This window comes from Brooklawnia sp. (assembly GCF_049651565.1).
GTDB lineage: Bacteria > Actinomycetota > Actinomycetes > Propionibacteriales > Propionibacteriaceae > Brooklawnia.
The window spans coordinates 1-1,669 of sequence record NZ_JBASCI010000017.1; the positions used below are offsets into that span (position 1 = coordinate 1).

General features: G+C 72.1%; 2 protein-coding genes. Both read right to left on the reverse strand.

Translation table 11 applies throughout. The annotated features are described in order from the left end of the window. The coding region (locus WBL05_RS00780; RefSeq protein WP_424223093.1) for an RNA polymerase sigma factor at positions 1 to 357 on the reverse strand (357 nt) is incomplete at its 3' end. A 21-nt stretch (positions 358 to 378) separates the two neighbouring features. Then, positions 379 to 1,497, reverse strand: a complete 1,119-nt coding sequence (locus tag WBL05_RS00785; protein WP_424223094.1) for an adenosine deaminase — start codon at positions 1,495 to 1,497, stop codon at positions 379 to 381. Positions 1,498 to 1,669: the final 172 nt, after the last annotated feature.

A 1,669-nucleotide genomic window follows, 5' to 3' on the forward strand; every position in this document is an offset into this window, starting at 1 on the left:
GCCCAGAGCGATGCCGACGCCCCGCCGGTCGAGCCGCTCCCAGTGGGCCAACCTCAGCACCTCGGCCTGCGCGATCGGCAGCGCGGCCAGCGCCTGGTGGACGCCCGGCATGGGCAGGTCGCCGGTCACCAGCCGGGGCGCGTCCGACGCGCCCAGATGGTTGCCGGCGACCCCGTACAGCCACGGCAACAGCGGTTCCGGCGCGTCGTCCCGGTGCCGCCATACCCCGGTGAAAACCGTCGCAACCAGCGCGTCAGCCTGCCGGACTCCGACCCGGCGCACCGCGTAGCGGCGCACCGCCGGCTCATGGACCCGGTAGGCGGCCTCGAACCAGGCCTCATCCCGGGTAGCGTCCATGCCCTATTGTGCGCGGACTCCTCAGCGCTCCCAAAGGGGCGGCTGCCCGCTGGTTCCGCGGTCGTTGGCCGACACCCGCAGCCAGGCCGGCATCATCTGCTCGATCAGCTGGGCTCGCTCGGCGTGGTCAAGGAACAAGGCGGACGCCCCGGCCAGCGCGACCTGCGCCAACTGCGTGGTCGACAGCCCGAACGCCTCGCTGACCAGCGCGTACTCGCGGCTCAGCGTGGTGGCGCTCATCAATCGGTTGTCGCAGTTCAGCGTGACGTTGAAGTCCAGCCACAGCAGCGTCCCGATCGGGTGTTCGGCCATCGTGGTCGCCACCCCGGTCTGCAGGTTCGAGCTCGGGCACACCTCCAGCGGGATCCGCTGGTCGCGGACGAAGCGGGCCAGCCGGCCCAGCCGGTGGCGTCCGCGGGCATCGCGGGTGGTGTCGTTGACGATGTTGACGCCGTGGCCGAGCCGCAGCGCTCCGCAGACCTGCACCGCATCATGGATGGATGCCAACTCGCCCTCCTCGCCGGAGTGGATGGTGTAGAAGAAGTCGGCCTCGCGCAGGCGGCGGAACGCGGCCAGGTGCCGGGACGGTGGGTTGCCGGCCTCACCTCCGGCGATGTCGAAGCCCGCGACCAGGCCGGTGTCGCGGTGTCGCAGTGCGAGCTCTGCGATCTCCAGGCCACGGTCGGCGTGCCGCATCGCGGTGACCAGTTGGCGGGCGATGAACGGGGTGCCGCCGGACGCCGCGTCGGCCATACCCTCGCGCAGCCCCTCGGCGACGGCCGCCACGGCCTCGTCCAGGCCGAGCCCTCGCTGCAGGTGCTGTTCGGGAGCCCAGCGCGCCTCGCCGGCGACCACCCCGTCGGCCACATGGTCGGCCACCCACTCCCGAGCCACCCGGCGCAGGTCGTCGGCGCGCTGCATGCAGGCAATCGTGTGCTCGAAGGTGGTGAGGTAGGCGGTCAACGAGCCGGAGCTGGCGGTCTGGTGGAACCAGCGGCCCAGCTCGTCGGGGTCGGTGCTCGGTAGCTGGTGCCCGACCTCGGCGGCGATCTCGATCATGGTGGCTGGACGCAGTCCGCCGTCCAGGTGATCGTGCAGGGTTACTTTGGGCAGGTTGCGGAAGAACTCCTCGGCGGCCATGCCGCAATCGTAGGGGCCTGTCCCCTTGGCGGGCCCGCCCAACAACCCGGGGCCGGCGTCCAACCGGTCGGGACGCGCGGCTCAGCCGAGCGGCGCGCGGTTCAGTGAGGATGAGCGGGCGGGCCGGCGCCCAACCAGTCGGGACGCGCGGCTCAGCCGAGCAGCGTCCGGT

Excerpts from the sequence above, each read along its gene's own strand:
- WBL05_RS00785 (WP_424223094.1), bottom strand. The coding sequence starts at position 1,497 with ATGGCCGCCGAGGAGTTCTTCCGCAACCTGCCCAAAGTAACCCTGCAC.